Raw genomic sequence first — 16,111 nt, forward strand, 5'->3', positions numbered from 1 at the left:
CTTAATCCTCTTCGCTAATGATGGCCGCAATGATGCGCGCGCGCTCATCGGCAATGTTCTGTCGCAGTTGCTGGTCACGCTCGCGATCAAAATAGGGCACGCCATCAACCCAGGTGGTCTGCGCCTGGGCATATACCGACAACGGGTGATCGTCCCACAACACCAGATCAGCGTCTTTGCCCTCGCGAATGCTGCCCATGCGGTCATCCAGATGTAAAAGTTTGGCCGGATTCAGAGTGATCATTTTCAGGGCATCAGATTCACTGACATTGCCATATTTGACCATTTTGCCTGCTTCCTGATTCAGTCGTCGCGACATTTCGGCATCATCTGAATTGAGCGCTACTACAACGCCTGCCTGCTGCATCAGCGCCGCGTTGTAAGGAATCGCGTAACGCACTTCCCACTTGAACGCCCACCAGTCGGAGAATGTGGAGCCACCGGCACCATGCGCTGCCATTTTGTCAGCAACTTTGTAACCTTCAAGAATGTGGGTGAACGTGTTGATGTTAAAACCAAAGCTTTCTGCCATCTCCATCATCATATTGATTTCAGACTGCACATAGGAATGGTTGGTTACATAGCGTTCGCCGTCAAGAATCTCCAGCATGGTTTCATGCACCAGGTCGCGCCTTGGCATCACCGCGTTCCGGCGCTGGGTGGTAGACAGGTTATTATAGGTGTTCCAGCGCTGCTCATACTCCCTGGCCTGGCTGAAGGCGTTGACATACACCTGTTCAACGCCCATTCGTGTTTGCGGGTATCGAATGGACGCTGGGTTGGTGCTGCGTTTAACGTTTTCACCGAGTGCAAACTTGATAAACGCGGGCGCATCGTCAATGGCCAGATTATCGGGTGTCATACCCCAGCGAAACTTGATGATGGATGACTGTCCGCCAATCGGGTTGGCCGAACCGTGCAATTGCTGAGCCGCCACCACACCGCCGGCAAGATTGCGGTAAATGTTCACATCCTCTGAGTCCACGACGTCTTTCATTCGGACCATGCTTGAATTGGTCGCAATCTCGTTGATGCTGAACAGGGCGATATGGGTGTGCTCGTCAATAATGCCTGGCGTCAGGTGCTTGCCGGTGCCATCAATTTCCACAACATCGCCAGCCGACAGATTGTCCCCAACGCCGGCAATGCGTCCATCACGCACCAGCACATCGGTGACCAGCGTGCCCATATCTTCAACGGTCCACACCGTGGCATTGCGGATAATCATGTCCTGTTGTCCGGGCAATGACTCACTGCCATAAGCGGAGAACGGATATAGCACGGGTGATGGTAACTCTCCTGAGGCAGTCAGTTGCTCAGGCGTTGCCGTGTCGGCGTCGGGCAACGGACCAGTCATGCGCAGGCGCCAATCGATCATTTCGCCAGCAGCGGTCTGCCCACTGCCCTGCCAGCCATTGTCTACCGGCCAGCCGCTGAGGCGCAACGGCCCTGCATCAGCACCGTCCGTGATGGTCAGGCTGATCAGCTCTGCACTGACGCTGGCATCCACTGATGAGTCGTCAATCTCGACACCGCTGGCATCCACCAGAGTAAACTCGGCGCGCCCATTCGGGAAATCCAGTGTCATTGTCAGTTGCTGATTGCCGGCGCTGAGCGCGTACTGCCCGCGTCGTTGATCCATTCCGGTAGCAAGCACAAAGCGCTCGCCACGTACCCAGTTCTCAAGCACTCGGGACGTTTCATCAAATAAGGGGCCGGAGCTAACCACCAGATTGGCCAGCGCACCCGACTTAAGATGACCCAGCCGGTCCTCAACGCCGAGCATTTGCGCTGGTACGGTGGTCAGCGACGCGATTGCAGTCTCTTCTGGCAATCCGTTCGCCACTGCCTGCTTCAGATTACTCCAGAATTCGTCACCGGCACCGTCGCTGGTCACCGCAAATTCGATGCCCGCTTCCGCCAGCAGGCGCAAATTGAAAGGCGCCAATTCCCAGTGTTTGAGTTCTGCAAACGATACCTCATCGGCAACAAATGGATCGGCCACATCGGGTGCGTCCGGGTAGTCGAGTGGCACAATCATCCGAGCCCCGGTCGCCGCCAGTGCCTCTGCCTGCTGATAGGCGTCATTGCCGGCGCGAATAATATAGTCGGCATCAAACTCTTGTGCGACGTCATGCGCGGTGAGCACCTGGTGCCAGTTGTCCACCACCATCACCTGGGGCAGACTCTGCGACCGGATCCAGGCTTCCAGAGACTCATCAACGAAGGGGCGTTGTTCCTGGGCGGCGAACCACTGGGCATCAAGATAGGTTTGCCGCAACAGCGCCACCGAACCCATCAGCGACACCGGCACGGTTTGCCGGGAGCTACCCTTATCGAACGAATAGTGCGCGGCCGCATCCGGTATCACAATTGCCTTGTTGGCATTGTGGTTACCTACGGTCACCAGCGCAGAGGTGCCGCGGGCTATACCATCTGCATGGTGGCTGAGCACGGCGCCGAAACCGAGCTTGCGCAAGGCATCGCCACGGTCCGTGTCAGGAGTGAAATTTTCTACCGCACGGTAGTGGGAACGAATGGCGTCATTGGCATTAAAGGCCTGGGCGCTGGATTGAAGTACTTCCGCTCCGCCTCGCTGTTCCGGGCGCGCCGGTTCTGGCAAGCCGTAGCCGGAGATCATGTCGATGAAGCCGGGGTACAGATACTTACCGGACATATCCACAACAAAAAAATCATCACGGGTGTCACCACTGTCACTGACTTCAACAACGCGACCGTCGCGAATAAATACGGTGGCATTCTCCTGATAGCCCTGTCCTGGCAGATAAACCGTCGCCCCGGTCAGTGCCAGCGCATTGCGTCTGTTATCGGCAATCCCATTGGGCGTTGCCGTTTCCTGGGCAAGCACCGGGGACACCATGAGCATGGTGGCCAGTCCGATTATGAAGAAGCGCATATCTGAAATCCTCGACGTTAGCATTATTCAAGATTATTATTTTGAGGTGTATTGCGATCACCGCGGGGGGTACCGGCACAACTTTCACCGGTATACATGCCTGCCAGAAACAGCGACAGACCGCGCCGCAGCTTTGCCAGCCGGCCGCGCCCGGAAACCTGACCCAGATTCAGCTCTTTGATTGCCAGTCGGCGCCCGCCTGGCGGCGAAACGGCTTTTGCGCCCGGACCATTTCCTTCGCCTGATTTCATCTCAGTCGACATGATGACCTCGTAAAAAATGACAGCAGCCCGATAATATCGGAAAGCACGCAAATAAAGTACAGTAATAGAATACAATCGGATACTACAAATGCCGCCAACGGGAGACTGAGCAAATGCCACCCATCACGTTCAGAATGCGACTTCTGACCATCACTGCAGTCAGCGTCATGCTGGCATCATGCTCCCCCAATGACAATACGCCAACGACATCCAATCCGGATCAGGGAGTTGCGGCACCGTCTGACTCGGCGCAAACGGCTGCGCCGGCGTCTACATCTGAGGAATTTGCCCGTGCCAGCGATGCCCTCATGCAACGTATGCTGTCGCGCAGCCCGGAGTGGTCGATTTATGCTGGCAATTACGAGGATGCTGACCAGGTCACCATCCCCGACGCAGCCCGACGTGCAGATGACCTGGCGTTTGTCGAAGCGGAACTGGCCGGTCTGGCCAACTTCGACCCGGAGACGCTGCCTCCCGAACAGCGCATTGATTACACCCTGTTGACCAACGAGTTACAATCAATGCACTGGTATGTCACTGAATTCAGAGACTGGCAATGGGATCCCTCCAACTATAACGTTGCCGGTCCCATTGGTTTGCTGCTGAATACTCCCTACGCGCCGGAAGCGGATCGCCTGAGAACGGTGCAGGCTCGCCTCCAGCAGGTACCTGAGTATTATCAGGCGGCACGCAGCAATATCAATAACCCCACTCGTGAACATACCGGGCTGGCAATCATACAAAACCAGGGCACACTGAACCTGATCGGATCCAGCCTGAGCGACAGGGTTGCCGCCTCCAGCCTTGAAACGGCAGAAAAACAACAGTTTGAGCAGGTCCGGCAACGGGCCGTAGAAACTGTCACAGGGTTCATAACCGAGATGCAGGCGCTTGCCGAGACGCTGGCCGAAGCCGACGAAGCACGCCCTTTCCGCATTGGCGCTGAACTCTATGAAGCCAAATTCGCTTACGACATTCAATCCGGTTTTACCGCGCGCGAGCTCTATGACCGTGCCGTCGAGGAAAAAAATCGCCTGCACAATGACATGGACGCCATCACAATCGAGCTTTGGCACGAGTATTTCCCCGACCAGGCCATGCCTGATGATCGGCTGGAACGAATCGGTCAATTGATTGACCACCTGTCAGATCAGCATATTGAACGTGAAAACTTCATCACTGAGATTGAACGTCAGATTCCTCTGCTGACGGCTTTTGTCAACGAACATGATCTGCTGGATCAGGATCCGACACGGCCGCTGGTGGTGCGCGAAACGCCTGAATACATGCGCGGCGGCGGCGCCGGCGCATCCGTCAGTGCGCCGGGCCCTTTCAATCCGACTGCCGATACCTACTACAATGTCACACCCCTGGACGACTACACGGATGAACAGGCCGCCAGCTACCTGCGTGAATATAACCAATGGGTCCTGCAGATTCTTAATATACATGAAGCCATTCCCGGCCACTACACCCAGCTGGTACACGGCAACAAATCAACCGGCCTGATCAAGAGCCTGTTGCGCAACGGCGCCATGATTGAGGGCTGGGCAGTATATTCCGAACGCATGATGCTGGAGGAAGGCTGGGCAGATCAGGAGCCGGAAATGTGGTTGATGTACGGCAAATGGAATCTGCGCGTCGTCACCAATGCCATCATGGACTATGCCGTTCATGTTCTGGGCATGACTCAGGACGAAGCCATGGACATGATGCTGCGCGAGGCGTTTCAGGAGCAGACTGAAGCCGAAAACAAATGGCGACGCATCACGCTGTCACAGGTGCAACTGACATCCTATTTTACGGGTTATGCTGAAATCTACGACTTCCGCGAGCGTCGCAAAGCCGAGTTGGGCGACGATTTCGACCTGAAGACTTTCCACAATCGCTTTCTGGGTTACGGCAACGCACCGGTGCCAGCGATTATCGACATGATGGAAGGAGCCGACTGAGCAGACTCGAATTCTTGATGACGAATATCAGTCCTCTTCCTTGCCACTGGGCCCTGACAGGACATGCAACACAAACAGTGCCAGCAAGGTGACGCCAAATGCCAGCACATACTGTTTCAGGCCCACGGCCACACCAATCGTGGCCGTGAACAATAATGATGTGGCGGTCGTCAGGCCCAGCACCGCATCTCTGCGTGCGTGCTGAATAATCGTGCCAGCACCGATAAAGGCAACGGCCGTGACAATGGCTTCGATGATCCGGATAGGATCGATTCTTAACAGACTCTGATAACTTTCATCGCTGAAATGCTCCGCAATCAGATCCGCAATCCCCAATAGCAGAGCGGCCGCCCCCGCCACCAGCATATGCGTACGCAGCCCGGCGGGGCGATTCCGGCTTTCGCGTTCAAAACCAATTATTCCGCCCAACACCATGGCAAACGCCACACTGCCAATAATGCCAAGTTGTAACCGCCAGTCCCCCAGTAGCTCCATCATCGCTCTCCTTGTCAATAACACCTTGATCGAAAGACTATCACATTGCCGTGATTGCTATCGTGCTGCCACATCCGATGCCATTTTGTGGTTAAATGACCACTCTGTCCATACTGAACAGACTGACTCTTCAGGAGACCCACCACCCGATATGGAACTTGTTGTCTTTGATCTCGACGGCACGCTGCTCAACGACGCTTCGCAGATTTCCGCGTTCACGCGTGAAACCCTCAGTAGTCTGACCCGCAATGGCGTCGCCTATACAGTTGCTACCGGGCGGAACCTGCACTCCGGTCAACAGATTATTGCGGATCATGGTTTTGTGCTGCCGCACGTCTACACCAACGGTACTGTCATCTGGGATCCACGAGTTGAAACCCTGTCACTGAATAACTACCTCACTGTTAGCGAAGCCACACACGTCTTGCGGGCTGCACTGAAGGAAGAGATCAGCCCCTGGGTCAATACAGTCAACGAGGACAAACAGCATTTTGTTTTCCATCCCTCGCGCCTGAGTGAGGTGGAAAAAAAACTGCTGGCAGTGGTTCAAAAACGCGGCGGCGCGCAAACTCTGCCTCTGGATGAACTGCCGGCCGATGCAAAAATCACCAACATCAGCATGCTGGGGAGCGCCGCGGGCATAGACGCGATCCGAGCGAGTCTGGCAAATGAACATCATCTGATTTCCTACTCGGGTGTTGCCATGGAGAGAAAGGACCTGAAATGGGTTGATTTCCACCACAGCAGCGCCAGCAAGGGAGACGCGTTGAATCTGCTGCGTCAGCAATTGAATATCAGCAGCCTGATCTGTTTTGGAGACAGCGATAACGACCTGAGCATGTTTCAGATTGCCGATGAATGCTATGCGCCCGACAATGCCAAGGATTTTGTCAAAGCAGAAGCAACCGCGGTCATCGGTCACAATAATGAGGACGGTATTGCACATTATCTGCGAGAGCGCTTTAATCTGTGAAGCTGAAACGGCAAGCCACCGCACTCAGACAAGAATAATTAAACTGGCTATAACTGAAAACCATCATCTGAAAATCATGCATCTAACACCTGAAAAGGAAACATCATGGAACTGGTCACAATCGTTGTTGTACTGGCACTGCTGCAATACATGGTATTCGGCATCCTCGTAGGCAAAGCCCGCGGCACTTATAAAGTTGAAGCACCGGCGGTCACCGGCGACCCGATTTTTGAACGTTACTATCGTGTCCACATGAACACCCTGGAAAGCCTGGTGCTGTTTCTGCCTTCCATCTTTCTGTTTGCCATGTACGTCAACGCCGATATTGCCGCCGCGCTGGGCTTGATTTTTATCTGCGGCCGATATCTGTATCTGCGAGCCTATGTCAAGGACCCTAAGTCACGCGGCCTCGGGTTTGCCCTGACCATGTTACCGTCACTGGCACTGGCGCTGGGCGCAATGATTGGCGCCGCGCTGAGTCTGCGCTAAGCGGGTGAAAATGTCCGTCAGCTCAGATGCGCGCCGCAGCAGCCCCAGCTCGGCGCGTAACCGGGAGCCCATTGCCCAGGTATTGCAGCGGCATCTGCCTGCCCGCAGTCAGGTACTGGAAATTGCGTCTGGCACAGGCGAACACGCGGTGTATCTGAGCCAACAGCTGAGCTCGGCGCACTGGTGGCCAAGCGACATCAATACCGACGCCATCAGCAGCATCAATGCCTGGCGTGACAACGCTGACGCCGACGCCGTGCAACCCGCTCTGGTCCTCGATGTCAGTCGCCCGCCCGCTGAGACCCTGCGAGACCTGCACAATGCGGGCGCCAACCCGCCAGTATTTGATGCCATCATCTGCATCAACATGATTCACATCAGCCCCTGGCAAGCAACGCAGGGGCTGATGCAGACTGCCAGGGCATTGCTACGTGAAGGCGGCATACTGTACCTGTACGGGCCATACAGACGCCATGGCGAACACACTGCCGACAGCAACGCCCTGTTTGATGCTGATCTGCGCTCACGAGATCCGCGATGGGGTATCCGCGCGCTCGAAGAGGTCTGTGAGCTGGCAGCCACACAGGACCTGATAGTGGCAGAGATCGTCGACATGCCAGCCAATAATCTGAGTGTTGTTCTGCAAAAACACACTTCGTCAGATACACAAACCCGTCACCTTGCCAGCACCACCCGCAGCGATGACTGACGCTACCGGCAAGCGCCGCTGGTACACACAAAATGGACCGGGCGCATTGGTCGCGGCTGCCTTCATCGGACCCGGCACAGTGACCGTGTGTACCCTGGCCGGTGTCAACTTTGGCTACGATCTATTGTGGGTGATGCTGCTGTCGGTGTTTGCCACCATGGTGTTGCAGGAAATGTCCGCTCGCATTGGCATCGTCACCGGACGCGGCCTCACCGACGTTATCCGCACGCAGTTAAAAAATCTGTCGCTGACCCGGTATATCGTCTTACTGGTGATCCTGAGCGCAATTGTCATCGGCAATGCGGCCTACGAGGCAGGCAATATCAGCGGCGGACGCCTGGGCCTGGAAACACTGCTTGGTATCACCTCAGCGGCCGGATCTCGCTGGCTCAGTCTTGTCATCGGGACCCTTGCCTTTGCCTTACTGTTTATCGGCAGCTACAGATTGTTGGAGCGTGCCCTGATCGGCATGGTTATAATGATGAGTCTGGCGTTTGTGATGGCAGCAGTTTTGACCAGACCCGATCTGACGGCATTACTGCAGGGACTTTTGCGTCCTTCCCTCAATGACGCCAGCATATTGACCATTCTGGGTTTGATCGGCACCACCGTGGTTCCCTACAACCTGTTTCTACATGCATCCCTGGTCAGTGAAAAGTGGCGCAGTGCGGATGACCTGCCGCATGCACGGCGCGATACATTTATTGCCATCGCCATCGGTGGACTGGTCTCCATGGCAATCATCATCTGCGCTGCTGCGGTCAATGCTGCCGACATATCCAATGCGGCCGACCTGGCACGGGGACTGGAACCGTTATTTGGCAGTTTCGCCAGATATTTCCTCAGCCTGGGCCTGTTTGCTGCGGGCATCACATCGGCCATCACGGCGCCGCTGGCAGCCGCCTACGTTGTACGCGGATGTATGGGGTGGCCCAAAGATCTGAAACACACCGGGTTTCGTCTGGTATGGATGTTTATTCTCGGCATCGGCATTACCTTCTCATCGCTGGGTATCAACCCGATCGACATTATTCGGTTTGCGCAGGTCGCCAATGGCCTGGCACTGCCTCTGGTGGTTGCCATCCTGCTATGGATCATGAACCAGACCGCGGTACTGGGTGAGCACAAAAACACAAGGCTGAACAATGTCCTGGGTAGTCTCATACTGCTGGTGACGGTTGCGCTGGGTACACGCACCATCATTCAGGTTATGGCCAGCCTGTAACAAAAGCCAGCACCCGGCCTGATCCCGGGCATTGTTCTAACGCGCAGCCCGCTGCAAACCGTCAGCTGCCTGCAGAAGTTTTGCGCGCAGCTTGGGCTGCATATCTCTGCGCTCCTCCAGAAACTGCTCAACGATTGTCCAGGCTGCCACGGAGCTGTGGCCATCAAGCGTGGCGTTAAGCCAGCGCAGCGGAAAGAATATGTCGCCGGTCTGTTGAATTTCTTCCAGCAATGTAAGCGCCGGTCGAATCAGGGCAACGGCACTGCCTGCCCGCAACGGATGGTGGATCAACCGTGTAGCATCCAACACCCAGGACTCCTGACGGCGATTCTCCAGATTCGCAAATGACAGAAACCGTGCATTGCGCTGGTCCGCATCCTGACTCAGGGCTGGACGTACAAAACGGAATCGATTCAGGCGATCAGGGTTGCTGATACGTGCCTGTTGCCTGTCCAGTATTTCCTCAGCGCCAGCCACGCCTCTCAGCGCCAGCGCTTCCGCCAGGTTGATATACTGCTGCTCCTGCAGGGGCAGTCCGTCAACGTCCCGCGTCATTCGCCAGATCGCCTCAAGCTCTGCCAGTCCCGATGCTGTGCCGGTGATATCAACCAGGGTGTTAAAATAAGCGCCTTTTTGCCCTGCGCTGCTGGCGCGGGCAAGTGCCTGCCACAATGTCTGTTCCAGTTCTGCGACGTGATCAGCTCTGTCTTCCGCAGGCAGGTACCGCCACCACACGCCACGCAGCAGCCCCAGTACCTGCTGGGTAAGCAATGGCTCCTGCTCGACACGCACCGCGGTCAGCAAGGTTTGATAGAAGGCCATCGGCGACAGCGTGTTCTCCAGAACATCCTCCCACAAGTGCTGCCATACAACCGCTCGTTGTAAAGCCGACTCCAGTTCATGGACATGCCCCAGCAGAAATTGTCGGCTGCTGTTATCCAGCTCAAAGCGGGCATAGCCCACACCATCGGCGCCGGCAAGGACAAAGTCCGGCGGGCCATTCCCTTCCACATCCTTCAGATTCAGTGTCGCTGTGCGATCACGAAGCTGTACAGTGTATTCTTTTACCTGCCCTTCCCAACCTAGGGCCAACGCTACCGGCTGTTGCCACAGTAAACTCCGATCACTCTCATCATCACGCTGAGTCACCGTGATGGCATCGTTACGCCAGCGCGCCTGTATCCTTGGCCGGCCCGGCTCATTAACCCAGACCTGACTCCAGGTCGTCAGGTCCTCGTTGCTCATGGAATCCAGCACACTGATCAGATCGGGCCAGCCGGCATTGGCAAACGCATATTGCGCCAGGTACTGACGCAGTCCATTACGCAGGGTGTCTTCGCCCAGCAATGTTTCCAGCTGTTGCATGACCACCGGCGCTTTCTGATAAATGATGGCGCCGTACAGCGAACCGGCGTCACGCAGATTGTCGAGCTGCTGACGAACAGGATTGGCGCCGTCGGTTCTGTCGACAGCGTAGGCTGCCGGATGATGGGCCTGAAAAAAACGTAAATCCAGATCCAGTTCGGGAAACGCAGGCCCGGCTATTTTTGCTGCCATAAAGTTGGCAAATACTTCTTTCATCCAGACATCATTAAACCAGCGCATGGTCACCAGATCACCAAACCACATGTGCGCGGTTTCGTGTGCAATCAGACTGGCACGGCTCAGCTCCTGCGTCCGCGACGCACTCGGATCAAGGAACAGTGTTTCCGCCCGATACCAGATGGCACCGGGGTGTTCCATGCCGCCGAACTGGAAGGCCGGTACGGCAAAGAAATCAAACTTGCCAAACGGATAATCAATGTCGGTGTATTCCTCCAGCCAGCGAATGGCCGTGGCATGCAGATCAAAGATGGCATCGCGATTACGCGCCAGGCGCTCGGGGTCGGTCTCGCGATGATAGAGGGTCAGCGTTCTGCCGTCGCGAACAGCCGTTTCCGTTTGCAGATCACCCGCAGCAAAAGCAAACAGGTAAGAACTGATGGGTAATGTTTCAGCGAATTGCAGACGATCCATCGTTGCTCGATCAGGGTCGGCGTGACGTGATACTTCAGCGCCATTGGACAGCGCCTGCCAATGCTCGGGAATACTTAATTGCAATCGATAGCGCGCCTTTATGTCCGGCTGCTCAAAAACCGGAAACGCTGTTGAAGCGCGATCCGGTACAAACAACGCATACATAAAGTCATCGCGACGATTGAGGGCTGTATCTGCGCTTTTGAACTCAACACCCAGGGTATGCGACCCGGGAACAAGGGCTGTTGCGGGAATCACGACATGATCATTAACAACATCGTGCGTCACCGGCGCGCCATTCAACGTTACCGCCAGGACATGGTCGGCCGGCACACGAAAATCCAGGACCAGTGGCTGCGAGTCATCACTGAGCTCAAAGGTGGCAGCCAGGGTACCGGTAACCGCTTCGGTGTTATCAGCGGGAATATGGAAAAAGAGGTCATAAACCACATCACTGATAGCTGTCACACGTTGTTCAGCCAGTGTCCGGGCAACACCGGGAGCGGGCGGAGAGTCGGTAGTAGTAGTAACACTGGACCCGACGCAGGACATCAAAAACAGCACTGACATCAAGTTCAACAGTTTTTTGCCGGCACTGATCATGCGTTCTCCGCTTGTTAGTTCTTCGTTCTTCGATTTTAGCTCTTAACTCTTAACTCTTAACTCTTAACTCTTAACTCTTAACTCTTAACTCATCACGCTCAATTGCGGTGCCAGAAACAAACAGGGCTGTGTCAATCCGTGATCGACACAGCCCTGCTTGTTTCTGGCACCAGACTGGCTAGCGCAGGCGTGCAGCCACACCTTCTACTGTCGCCAGCAGAGCCTGATAACGCGCCTGGGTTGCACCCGTGCGGCTCATCGCCTCACTTTCCAGGGAAGTTGCCAGCGACGCCAGTTGTGTTGCTACGGCGGCATCGCTGCTGCCATTTGCCAGAGCAGCCGAGGCTTCATCCAGCGCCACATTCAGACTCTGGTCCTGAGCCGCATCCAGTGCCCCCATCCGGCGCAGCTGATCCATATAGGCTTTTGCCACCACCGGGTCGGCCGGCCAGTCCAGTTGCCGTTGCTGCTGCGGATTGTGCAGGTTCTCGGATGCCGTCAAAGCTGCCGCTGCCAATTCGTTTTCACTGAGGTAGTCACTGGGGGTCAGTTCAAACACATCCAGACCGCGTGCAATTTCGGTGCCGTAGATGACACCGTTATACCAGTATGCGGACCAGTAGCCGCCCATGACAAGCTCTTCAGAGTCGACCGGTCCCCGGTCAAAAAACGCGATTTCCACCGGGTTGTCGGAATCCGTGAAATCCATGACGGAAATGCCACCCTGGTACCATGACTGGACAAAAATATCGCGGCCGGGTACAGGCACCAGTGACCCATTATGGGCGACACAGTTTTCCTGCTCGGATTGAGGCGCAGGCATCTTATAGTGGCTGCGGAATTCCAGCTGGCCGTCAACAATATCGTAGATCGCATTGGCACCCCAGTTCTTGGGGTCAAATGACCGACAACGCGCTCGCGAACCACCGCCCCATTCGTCAGTAAACAGAACTTTGGTGCCGTCATTGTTGAATGTGGCAGAGTGCCAGTAGGCAAACCCGGAATCAACGACCTGATCTAGACGGGTTGGATTCATCGGATCACTGATATCAAACAGGATGCCATTACCTGAACAGGCACCTGCTGCAATGCCCAGTGACGGAAATGCAGTAATATCGTGACAATGGTTGGTTTCATTGGTGTCCTGAGTGCCGGCACCATGGTCACCGCCTTCCCACAACCCGGCTACCACACCCGAATCAGGATCGGCAAAGACCTGTGGGCGATTGACAATGCGGGAATTCTCCGGATTGTCCAGCGGGATCTCCACAACCTCTATACGGAAACGCGCAGACTCGGCATCCTCGTAGGGCGACTCATTAACGCAACCTTCCAGCTCCTCACCCGGACGTACATAGCTGGTACCGGAGATATAAACCAGAATATTGTTATTGTCATCGGGATCAGCGACGACCGTGTGTGTGTGCGAACCACGACAGGTCTGCACTGCGGCCACCTGCGTCGGCATGGCAAAATTGCTGACATCAAAAATGCGTATACCGCGGAAGCGTTCTTCGCTGACACGCTCGGCAACGCCGGTCAGGCCGCAGTCAAGACGTCCCCGATTCTGCTCAACCGACATGATCAAGAGATCACCGATAACCGACACATCACCCTGTCCACCCGGGCACACAACAGAACTCATCAGTTGCGGGCTGGTCGGGTTGTTGATGTCATAGACGTTGAAACCATGGTAATTACCCGCGATCAGAACATCTTCACCAAAGGCCAGGTCCGTATTGGCAAAATCCAGCAGACTGGGACGGGGCTCGGCATCTTCCTCATCGGACTCTTCCCCGCTGTCATTGATCCGGCTCATTGGCAGACCCTGCGGATTGGCCGGGTCGTAGAAACCTTCCGGTTTAGGCATGGCAGCAAGCAGCTGCATGTTGAGCGAGGCCTGACCGGCCGCGTCATAACCGGCACTCAGATTAACGCGTGGATCAGGTGACAGGTTCGCCAGCATCAATGTCATGCGCTCGATTTCACTGGTCTGCTCGGTTGTGACTTCGGAGGTAAACTCAAACAAAACCGGGTCCTGGGCAGAGCCACCCTGTTCGAGCAGTGTCTCCACCATGGTGACAGCGCCCTGATGGTGTTTGATCATCAGTTCAAGATAAAGCGCGTCAAACTCAACACCTTCGGTCCCGGCCAGTTCTGACATTTCCTCTTCCGAGATCATGCCGGGCATCAGATCATTGTGCGAGCCGTGAGACCCGCCACGCATGACGTGGTCAGACATGGAACTGGTGGTTGGCTGACCGCGCTCACGCAACCAGTCCTGCATGAAACTCATTTCATCTTCCTGCGACATCGAGATGCGCTGTCCCAGCTGTTCCATTTCGTCACTTTGTGTGCGTTCTTCCAGCAAGGCACTCATTTCCACGGCCTGCGCATGGTGGGCAATCATGTCCTGCATAAATTTAACGTCAGCATCGCTGAAGCGCATACCCGCCAAATCTGACGCTTCCTCAGCGGTGATCTGACGACTGCTCTGACCGGGTGCCCCAGGCTGCACGATGGGCACCTGGGCATAACTTTCAGCGGCCACAAAAAGCGAAATGGCAGTTGCCAGTGAGACGCGCGAGGCCACGCGGAATAATTGAGCGGACGGTTTCGTCATTGAAGTGTCTCCGGCTTTTGTATTATAAGGTTTTGAATGCCCAAAGATTACAACGGTTGGCCGACGGATGCCACTGAATACTCAGGGTTATAAGTCAATTAACCAATGTCGGACCGACGCGGGGAACATCGCCGACAGCCGTCAATAGCGGTACTGCATTCTCTGGATTTGCGGTGACCTGAAAGGCACACATTCTGTTCGGTGTTGCCTTTTTGCCACCTCGATGCACAAATTTGACAGAAATTTGGCTGAAATGGCATCAAAATCAGTCAATTCCCCCGTTTAGAGGGTGGTAAGCAAGATTTGACTGTGACAAAATAGCCTCGCTAAGTCGCTGATTTTTTAAACATTGGAGTGATTATCTCAATGGCCGGAAACAAGGAAGAAAAACCCAAGAAATTTTTTGGTTTTGAAGTGAGTGACACTCTCAGCTATGTGGTTGTCGTGATACTCGCCATTATCTTCGTTCGACAGGTACTGGTTCTTTTTTGAAAGCCAGTTTCAAGCGAGCCGTTTAGTTAGCCCCCCCACCTGCCCAGCGCATACATCCGGCACTGGTCGCAGCATCGCTGTCGCAAAGCCGTTCTGTTGTTCCCACCTCCCCTGCTATGCTAAATTACGTCCCCTTTTGAGCGACCACATCTGTCCGGCACGGGCAATAGCCCCTGTGCCCTGACATGGTCAAGCGTGATCACATCCGACCCGGGCAACCCATACACAGGAATTCTTATGAGCAACTACAAAATCGCATTGCTGGACGGCGACGGCATCGGCCCTGAAATCATGACAGAAGCCGTCAAAGTGCTGGAACTGGTTGCCGAGCGCAACAACATCACGTTTGATCTGATCCATGCCCCCTTCGGCGCCAGTGCGTATTTTGAATGTGGCCACCCGTTTCCGGAAGATACCAAGAAGGTGTGCGATGAAGCGCATGCCATCCTGAAAGGCCCGATTGGTCTGAGCCATGAGGAATCACAAAAAATTCCGGTAGACATGCAACCTGAACGAGGTGCATTGCTGCCACTGCGACGCCGCTACAATACCTATGCCAATTTCCGTCCGGTATTCCTGCCTCAGGGCCTGGCGCATTTCTCACCGCTGAAGCCTGAAATAATTGGTGATGGCATTGATATCATGATTATCCGCGAGCTGGTCGGCGGGCTTTACTTTGGTGACAAGGAAACCGGCACCACGCCTGAAGGCGTGCGTTATGTCCGGGAGACACTGGAATACGACGAAAACCAGATCCGGCGTATTGCCATCGTGGCTTTTGACACCGCCATGAAACGCAAAAAAGTACTGCACAACATTCACAAGAGTAATGTGCTGAAGTCCAGCGTGCTGTGGAATGAAATCATGGCTGAAGTAGGCAAGGACTATCCGGAAGTACGGGTTGAAAACATACTGGTGGACGCCGCAGCGACCTATCTGTGCCTGAACCCGGGCCGGTTTGATGTCATGGTCATGGAGAACATGTTTGGTGACATTCTCAGCGACCAGGGCGGCGGTATTCTCGGATCTCTGGGACTGATGCCGTCAGCCTGTCTGGGCGATGACAAGGCCTACTACGAGCCTTCCCATGGTTCTGCACCGGATATCGCGGGCAAAAACATCGCCAACCCTTATTCCATGATCGGCTCAGTTGCGATGATGCTGGAAATGAGTTTTGGCATGGACCAGGAATCGAAGAACGTATGGCATGCGATGCAGAGTGTATTCGCCGATGGTTATTCAACTGCCGACCTGTCCAAACCCGGCAGCGGTGTCAACATGATAGACACGCAGGCCTTCGGTGACCGCGTTGTCGAAGCGCTGCGCAAACTGCCTGTGGTCAGTAAATAAGCCA

General features: G+C 55.1%; 12 protein-coding genes. 7 read left to right on the forward strand and 5 right to left on the reverse strand.

The window, feature by feature from the left end; all coding sequences use genetic code 11:
* Position 1: 1 nt before the first annotated feature.
* Positions 2 to 2,917, reverse strand: coding sequence for an amidohydrolase family protein (locus PHACT_RS03045; RefSeq protein ID WP_070115857.1), 2,916 nt, complete (start codon positions 2,915 to 2,917; stop codon positions 2 to 4).
* Between the two features lie 23 nt (positions 2,918 to 2,940).
* A complete protein-coding gene (locus PHACT_RS03050) occupies positions 2,941 to 3,180 on the reverse strand; it encodes a hypothetical protein (protein WP_139141419.1) in 240 nt (79 codons plus the stop codon).
* Between the two features lie 113 nt (positions 3,181 to 3,293).
* On the opposite strand from PHACT_RS03050, the gene PHACT_RS03055 reads away from it, so the two are divergent.
* Complete coding sequence (locus PHACT_RS03055; RefSeq protein ID WP_139141420.1) at positions 3,294 to 5,132, forward strand: DUF885 domain-containing protein; 1,839 nt, start codon at positions 3,294 to 3,296, stop codon at positions 5,130 to 5,132.
* Between the two features lie 27 nt (positions 5,133 to 5,159).
* Here the strand turns inward: PHACT_RS03055 and PHACT_RS03060 are convergent, their stop codons facing one another.
* Positions 5,160 to 5,630, reverse strand: coding sequence for an MgtC/SapB family protein (locus tag PHACT_RS03060; protein ID WP_317622240.1), 471 nt, complete (start codon positions 5,628 to 5,630; stop codon positions 5,160 to 5,162).
* 148 nt (positions 5,631 to 5,778) lie between these two features.
* On the opposite strand from PHACT_RS03060, the gene PHACT_RS03065 reads away from it, so the two are divergent.
* From PHACT_RS03065 to PHACT_RS03080, 4 genes are all read left to right on the forward strand, one after another.
* Positions 5,779 to 6,600, forward strand: coding sequence for an HAD family hydrolase (locus PHACT_RS03065; protein ID WP_070115860.1), 822 nt, complete (start codon positions 5,779 to 5,781; stop codon positions 6,598 to 6,600).
* A 105-nt stretch (positions 6,601 to 6,705) separates the two neighbouring features.
* Complete coding sequence (locus tag PHACT_RS03070) at positions 6,706 to 7,089, forward strand: MAPEG family protein (protein WP_070115861.1); 384 nt, start codon at positions 6,706 to 6,708, stop codon at positions 7,087 to 7,089.
* A 10-nt stretch (positions 7,090 to 7,099) separates the two neighbouring features.
* Complete coding sequence (locus tag PHACT_RS03075; protein WP_070115862.1) at positions 7,100 to 7,798, forward strand: DUF938 domain-containing protein; 699 nt, start codon at positions 7,100 to 7,102, stop codon at positions 7,796 to 7,798.
* Entirely contained in the window at positions 7,791 to 9,023 is a 1,233-nt protein-coding gene (locus PHACT_RS03080) for an Nramp family divalent metal transporter (protein WP_070115863.1), read from the forward strand. The genes PHACT_RS03075 and PHACT_RS03080 overlap by 8 nt, the downstream gene beginning before the upstream one ends.
* Before the next feature lie 36 nt (positions 9,024 to 9,059).
* Here the strand turns inward: PHACT_RS03080 and PHACT_RS03085 are convergent, their stop codons facing one another.
* Together PHACT_RS03085 and PHACT_RS03090 are read right to left on the reverse strand one after the other, a co-directional pair.
* The gene (locus tag PHACT_RS03085; RefSeq protein ID WP_070115864.1) at positions 9,060 to 11,642 is read right to left on the reverse strand and encodes a M1 family metallopeptidase; all 2,583 of its coding nucleotides are present in this window, start codon (positions 11,640 to 11,642) and stop codon (positions 9,060 to 9,062) included.
* A 178-nt stretch (positions 11,643 to 11,820) separates the two neighbouring features.
* Positions 11,821 to 14,265, reverse strand: coding sequence for a DUF305 domain-containing protein (locus PHACT_RS03090; RefSeq protein WP_070115865.1), 2,445 nt, complete (start codon positions 14,263 to 14,265; stop codon positions 11,821 to 11,823).
* Positions 14,266 to 14,631: 366 nt separating this feature from the next.
* Between PHACT_RS03090 and PHACT_RS16585 the strand changes: the two genes are divergently transcribed.
* Together PHACT_RS16585 and leuB are read left to right on the forward strand one after the other, a co-directional pair.
* Positions 14,632 to 14,757 carry a hypothetical protein gene (locus tag PHACT_RS16585; protein WP_281201710.1) on the forward strand — a complete coding sequence of 42 codons (126 nt, stop codon included), beginning with the start codon at positions 14,632 to 14,634 and terminating at the stop codon, positions 14,755 to 14,757.
* Positions 14,758 to 14,994: 237 nt separating this feature from the next.
* Positions 14,995 to 16,107, forward strand: coding sequence for a 3-isopropylmalate dehydrogenase (gene leuB / locus PHACT_RS03095; RefSeq protein ID WP_070115866.1), 1,113 nt, complete (start codon positions 14,995 to 14,997; stop codon positions 16,105 to 16,107).
* Positions 16,108 to 16,111 lie beyond the last annotated feature (4 nt).

Origin of the sequence: Pseudohongiella acticola, from assembly GCF_001758195.1 — a bacterium.
Lineage (GTDB): Bacteria > Pseudomonadota > Gammaproteobacteria > Pseudomonadales > Pseudohongiellaceae > Pseudohongiella > Pseudohongiella acticola.

Excerpts from the sequence above, each read along its gene's own strand:
- PHACT_RS03080 (WP_070115863.1), top strand. The coding sequence starts at position 7,791 with ATGACTGACGCTACCGGCAAGCGCCGCTGGTACACACAAAATGGACCG.
- PHACT_RS03060 (WP_317622240.1), bottom strand. The coding sequence starts at position 5,630 with ATGATGGAGCTACTGGGGGACTGGCGGTTACAACTTGGCATTATTGGC.
- PHACT_RS03065 (WP_070115860.1), top strand. The coding sequence starts at position 5,779 with ATGGAACTTGTTGTCTTTGATCTCGACGGCACGCTGCTCAACGACGCT.
- PHACT_RS03090 (WP_070115865.1), bottom strand. The coding sequence starts at position 14,265 with ATGACGAAACCGTCCGCTCAATTATTCCGCGTGGCCTCGCGCGTCTCA.
- PHACT_RS03045 (WP_070115857.1), bottom strand. The coding sequence starts at position 2,917 with ATGCGCTTCTTCATAATCGGACTGGCCACCATGCTCATGGTGTCCCCG.
- PHACT_RS03085 (WP_070115864.1), bottom strand. The coding sequence starts at position 11,642 with ATGATCAGTGCCGGCAAAAAACTGTTGAACTTGATGTCAGTGCTGTTT.
- PHACT_RS03050 (WP_139141419.1), bottom strand. The coding sequence starts at position 3,180 with ATGTCGACTGAGATGAAATCAGGCGAAGGAAATGGTCCGGGCGCAAAA.
- leuB (WP_070115866.1), top strand. The coding sequence starts at position 14,995 with ATGAGCAACTACAAAATCGCATTGCTGGACGGCGACGGCATCGGCCCT.
- PHACT_RS03075 (WP_070115862.1), top strand. The coding sequence starts at position 7,100 with ATGTCCGTCAGCTCAGATGCGCGCCGCAGCAGCCCCAGCTCGGCGCGT.
- PHACT_RS03055 (WP_139141420.1), top strand. The coding sequence starts at position 3,294 with ATGCCACCCATCACGTTCAGAATGCGACTTCTGACCATCACTGCAGTC.
- PHACT_RS03070 (WP_070115861.1), top strand. The coding sequence starts at position 6,706 with ATGGAACTGGTCACAATCGTTGTTGTACTGGCACTGCTGCAATACATG.
- PHACT_RS16585 (WP_281201710.1), top strand. The coding sequence starts at position 14,632 with ATGGCCGGAAACAAGGAAGAAAAACCCAAGAAATTTTTTGGTTTTGAA.